We start from the raw sequence: 5152 nt of genomic DNA on the forward strand, positions 1-5152 counted from the left end.
GGTCCGGGGCGGGCTGCCGACCGGCCGCGGCCTCGGCCGGCAGCGGGGTGGTGGCCTGCTCCGGTGCGGGCCGGGCGGCCCGCGGGTCGTTCTGCGCCCGGTCCTGCGACGGCTCCGGCGGAGGAGGCGTCTGTCCCTGCTCGCTCATGTCCTCAACGGTGCGCCGTTCTGCTGAGGCTGGGCTGACAGCCACCTGTTCGTTTCCTGAAGGACATCGGGCTCCCGCGCGGAGTTCAGCACAGGGCGGGAGGCGGCGAAGACGTGGCGCTGGTCGGCGAAGGTGGCGCCGAACAGCTCGGGGTCGAGGACGCCGGACCACACGAAGTGCAGCGTCGTGCGGGTGCCGTTGCGGGCGTCGCGCCGCTCGTAGTGGTCGCGCAGGTCGGCGTAGAGCAGGCGCAGCTCGTCCCGGTTGGACTCGGTGAGGCGGACCGGGCATTCGACGACCAGGTCGGACATGTCGGTGCTCCATTCGGCGGGCCGGGGACCACAGGGTGCTCGCCGCGAGCGCGTGACCGCATCCGGAAAACCACTCAGAAGGGCTGCGTAGGTATCTCGGGCGGAAACGGGTTGCGCGCACCCGCTTCAATCGGGGGATGGAACTCGTACCGCTCCGCAAGGAGTTCGCACAGGCGATGGCCGAACCGCGGCCGAACGACGCCGAGGTGAACCGGCTCACGGGTACGCACGCGACGTTCACGCTCGCGGATTACGAGGCCTACGTCGAACGGACCCTGAACGACCCCAACCGCTACACGCGCGCGATAACGGAGGACGGGAAGTTCCTCGGCGAGGTCGTTCTCACCATCAATCCGCACAACCGCTCGGCGGGACTGCGGATCGCGATGTGGGACGGATTCGGCAAGGGGTTCGGAACCGCCGCGATCCGGCACGTCCTCGACCACGCGTTCGGCGAACTGGACCTCCATCGTGTGGACTTGGAGGTGTACGAGTTCAACGAACGGGCGATCCACGTCTACTCCAAGCTCGGCTTCCGCGAGGAGGGCAGGCTGAGGGACGCCCTGCTGTGGGACGGCGTCTTCCACGACGCGATCGTCATGTCCATCTTGAGCACCGATAACATCTGATCCGCAACCACCTTCTTCGAACTAGGAGTCACCGTGTCCGAGTCGCGCCCAGCAGTCGCCCAGAACCCGCCGCGCGTGGTGGTTCCGGCTGGGACGACGGCGGGCACGGCCGTGCGCGAGGCCGGTCTGCCGGGCAAGGGCTCCGACGCGATCGTCGTCGTGCGCGACGCCGAGGGCCACCTGCGCGACCTGTCGTGGACCCCGCGGGTCGACGTCGAGGTCGAGGCCGTCGCCGCGGACACCGAGGACGGCCGCAGCGTGATCCGCCACTCCGCCGCCCACGTGCTGGCGCAGGCGGTGCAGCAGCAGTTCCCCGAGGCCAAGCTCGGCATCGGCCCGCCCGTGAAGGACGGCTTCTACTACGACTTCCAGGTCGAGAAGCCCTTCACGCCCGAGGACCTGCAGGCGCTGGAGAAGCGCATGAAGCAGATCATCAAGTCCTCGCAGCGGTTCTCCCGCCGCGTCGTCGAGTCGGTCGACGCCGCGAAGACGGAGCTCGCGTCCGAGCCGTTCAAGCTCGAGCTCGTCGACATCAAGAGCGACGTCGACACGAGCGAGGTCATGGAGGTCGGCGGCGGCGAGCTGACGATCTACGACAACCTCGACCCGCGCTCCGGTGAGCAGGTGTGGGGCGACCTGTGCCGCGGCCCGCACGTGCCGACCACCAAGCACATCCCGGCGTTCAAGCTGACCCGCGTGGCGGCGGCGTACTGGCGCGGCAACGAGAACAACCCGCAGCTGCAGCGCATCTACGGCACCGCGTGGGAGTCCGCCGAGGCGCAGGACGCGTACCTGGAGCGCCTGGCCGAGGCCGAGCGCCGCGACCACCGCAAGCTGGGCGTCGAGCTCGACCTGTTCTCGTTCCCGGACGAGATCGGCTCCGGCCTCGCGGTGTTCCACCCCAAGGGCGGCATCATCCGCAAGGCGATGGAGGACTACTCCCGCCAGCGCCACACCGAGGCGGGCTACGAGTTCGTCTACTCGCCGCACATCACCAAGGGCAAGCTGTTCGAGGTCTCCGGTCACCTGGACTGGTACAAGGACGGCATGTACCCGGCGATGCACCTCGACGCCGAGGTCGACTCCGACGGCACGGTCCGCAAGCCGGGCCAGGACTACTACCTCAAGCCGATGAACTGCCCGTTCCACGACCTGATCTTCAAGTCGCGCGGCCGTTCGTACCGCGAGCTGCCACTGCGCATGTTCGAGTTCGGCTCGGTCTACCGCTACGAGAAGTCGGGCGTGGTGCACGGCCTGACCCGCGTGCGCGGCATGACGCAGGACGACGCGCACATCTTCTGCACCCGCGACCAGATCCGCGACGAGCTGAAGTCGCTGCTCAACTTCGTGCTCGACCTGCTGCGCGACTACGGCCTCGACGACTTCTACCTGGAGCTCTCCACCAAGAACCCGCAGAAGTTCGTCGGCCCGGACGACGTGTGGGAGGAGGCGACCGCGACCCTCGCCTCCGTGGCCGAGGAGTCCGGCCTGGAGCTCGTGCCCGACCCCGGTGGCGCCGCGTTCTACGGCCCGAAGATCTCCGTGCAGGCGCGCGACGCGCTCGGCCGCACCTGGCAGATGTCGACGATCCAGCTCGACTTCATGCTGCCGGAGAAGTTCGAACTGGAGTACACCGGCCCGGACGGCTCCCGCCAGCGCCCGGTCATGATCCACCGCGCACTGTTCGGTTCCGTCGAGCGCTTCTTCGGCGTGCTGACCGAGCACTACGCGGGTGCGTTCCCGGCGTGGCTCGCGCCGGTGCAGGTCATGGGCATCCCGGTCACCTCGGAGAACGCCGACCACCTGTTCGCGGTGCGCGAGACGCTGAAGAAGGCCGGCATCCGGGTCGAGGTCGACGCCTCGGACGACCGGATGCAGAAGAAGATCCGCAACCACACCATGCAGAAGGTGCCGTTCATGCTCCTGGCCGGTGCCAAGGACGTGGAGGCGAACGCGGTGTCGTTCCGGTTCCGCGACGGCACGCAGATCAACGGCGTGCCGGTGGAGAAGGCCGTCGAGCAGATCGTCGACTGGGTCGGGCGCCGGGAGAACGCCTCGCCCACGGCGGAACTGCTCTCGTGACGCCTGAGTTCTCCGAGCAGGCCGGTGTCGGGGTCCCGGACGCGTTGCAGCGCCTGTGGACCCCGCACCGCCTGTCGTACGTGCAGGGTGCGGGCAAGGCCGAGGGCGACGAGCCCGCCGGCTGCCCGTTCTGCCGCGTGGTGGAGCTGTCCGACGCCGACGGCCTGATCGTCGCGCGCGGGGCCGAGGTCTTCGCGCTGCTGAACCTGTACCCGTACAACCCGGGCCACCTGATGGTCCTGCCGTACCGGCACGTGGCGGACTACACCGAGCTCTCCGCCGGGGAGACCGCGGAGCTCGCCGCGTTCACGCAGAAGGCGATGCGGGTCGTGCGGCACGTGGCGGCGCCGCACGGGTTCAACATCGGCATGAACCAGGGCGTCGTCGCGGGCGCCGGCATCGCCGCCCACCTGCACCAGCACCTGGTGCCGCGGTGGGGCGGCGACGCGAACTTCATGCCGGTCATCGGTCACACCAAGGTGCTCCCGCAGCTGCTGGGGGAGACCCGGCAGCTGCTGGCGGACGGCTGGAAGGCGATCGACTGATCGCTTCGCGGTAACTATCTGTTGACTTTCGATAGATGGCGCGCGATAGTCGATCCATGCTTCGCTTGCTGCTGCCTCTCGTGGCCTGTCTTCTCGTCGCCGCGCTCGGCGTCGCCGCTCTGCTGTACGCGCAGCACGACGACGCCCCTGGTCTCGGCCTCATCGCATTCGTGCTGATCTTCGGCGCCATCGGCTTCGCCGTGCGCTCCGTTTTGCGCGCGCGGAAGTCCGTTTGACGCACCTCGTCGGCTAAACAGAGCGTTTAGTCCGTCGAAGTGTGATTGACAGCGGTACTAATTCTTGGACAAAAGAGTGACAAAAACCACTCATGTTGTCCTGACTGGACAATCCGCACCGTTTCGTCTCCGGGTGGAATGGCTTTCGATTACATCTTTCGGGTGCATTTCCGCGGTCGATCGAGACGTGAAGCCAGCACAAAGCGATTCCAGGTAGGTGAGATCACCCACCTGGAGGTGTCAACTGCGAACCAAGTCCCCGCCTATGGCCGATCGTCTCACCGTGTGCGAATGGTTACGGTGCGAACATGACCGCACCTGAGCGTTCGCGATTAGCGAGAGAACGGCTTTCGCGTGAACTACGCCGGTTGCGCACCGAGGCGAAGATGACCGGCACGGCCACCGCCCGTGCCACCGGGATGAGCCAGTCCAAGCTGTCGAAGATCGAGAACGGCATGCTGCTCCCGTCCGTCACGGACGTGGAGCGTCTCGTGGCGGAACTGGCCGCCGCGAGAGAGACGCGCATCGAACTGGTCGAACTCGCCAGGTCGCTGCACGCCGAGGCGGAAACCCGTCGTGTCGTGCTGCACCGAGGAGCGCACCGCCACCAGCAAACGATCAGCCGCGTGGAGGCCCGCGCCGCGACATCGAGGTTCTTCCAGGTCAACCTGGTCCCCTCGCTGCTGCAGTCCGAGGCCTACCTGCGCATCGTGCTGGGGACGATGCCGCATTCGGAGCAGGAGGCCGCGGTGGCAGCCCTGCGCACCCGCCGTTCCCGAATGGACGACCTGGCGAAGCAGTTCGTGTTCGTGCTCTCCGAAGCAGCCCTGCGCTGGCGGATGGGCACCCCCGAACAAATGGCGGAACAGGTGGAACACCTGGCCGCCATGCAACGCCGCCCGAACGTCCGCCTCGGCGTCGTCCCGTGGTCCGCCGACGCGAACGTGGTGGCCCTGCACGGTTTCCACATCTACGACGAGCGAGTGGTGACGGTCAGCATGCTCACCGGCAACGCCACGATCACCGATCCGCTGGACGTGCGGGAGTACCTCGCGCTGTTCGGGCGGCTGGAGAGGCTGGCGGTGCGGGGGGAGGAGTTGCAGGGGTTGTTGAAGCGCATCGCCGAGGATCATCGGCGGCTCCTGTAACCCTGGGCCGGGGGTGGCGGGGTCGTCGGTTCGGGGTCGTTGGTTCGGGGACG

Annotated in this window: 6 protein-coding genes; 5 read left to right on the plus strand and 1 reads right to left on the minus strand. The window is 67.7% G+C overall.

Annotated features, from left to right (window positions below):
- Positions 1–144 precede the first annotated feature (144 nt).
- Positions 145–459 (minus strand): hypothetical protein, encoded by a 315-nt coding sequence (locus tag L6E10_RS26395; RefSeq protein ID WP_236222437.1) that lies wholly within the window; start codon positions 457–459, stop codon positions 145–147.
- Between the two features lie 137 nt (positions 460–596).
- Between L6E10_RS26395 and L6E10_RS26400 the strand changes: the two genes are divergently transcribed.
- The 5 genes from L6E10_RS26400 to L6E10_RS26420 all read left to right on the plus strand — a co-directional run bounded on the left by L6E10_RS26400 (position 597) and on the right by L6E10_RS26420 (position 5099).
- Complete coding sequence (locus L6E10_RS26400; RefSeq protein ID WP_236222439.1) at positions 597–1088, plus strand: GNAT family N-acetyltransferase; 492 nt, start codon at positions 597–599, stop codon at positions 1086–1088.
- A gap of 33 nt (positions 1089–1121) precedes the next feature.
- Positions 1122–3170: a threonine--tRNA ligase gene (gene thrS / locus L6E10_RS26405; protein ID WP_236222441.1), complete on the plus strand. Its 2049-nt coding sequence runs from the start codon at positions 1122–1124 to the stop codon at positions 3168–3170.
- A complete protein-coding gene (locus tag L6E10_RS26410; RefSeq protein ID WP_090103194.1) occupies positions 3167–3715 on the plus strand; it encodes an HIT domain-containing protein in 549 nt (182 codons plus the stop codon). The genes thrS and L6E10_RS26410 overlap by 4 nt, the downstream gene beginning before the upstream one ends.
- Before the next feature lie 56 nt (positions 3716–3771).
- The gene (locus L6E10_RS26415; protein ID WP_236222443.1) at positions 3772–3951 is read left to right on the plus strand and encodes a hypothetical protein; all 180 of its coding nucleotides are present in this window, start codon (positions 3772–3774) and stop codon (positions 3949–3951) included.
- Between the two features lie 308 nt (positions 3952–4259).
- On the plus strand, positions 4260–5099 hold the full coding sequence (locus L6E10_RS26420) for a helix-turn-helix transcriptional regulator (protein ID WP_236222445.1): 840 nt from the start codon (positions 4260–4262) through the stop codon (positions 5097–5099).
- Positions 5100–5152 lie beyond the last annotated feature (53 nt).

The sequence above is a fragment of the Lentzea sp. CC55 genome, from assembly GCF_021056325.1.
Classification (GTDB): Bacteria; Actinomycetota; Actinomycetes; order Mycobacteriales; family Pseudonocardiaceae; genus Lentzea; species Lentzea jiangxiensis.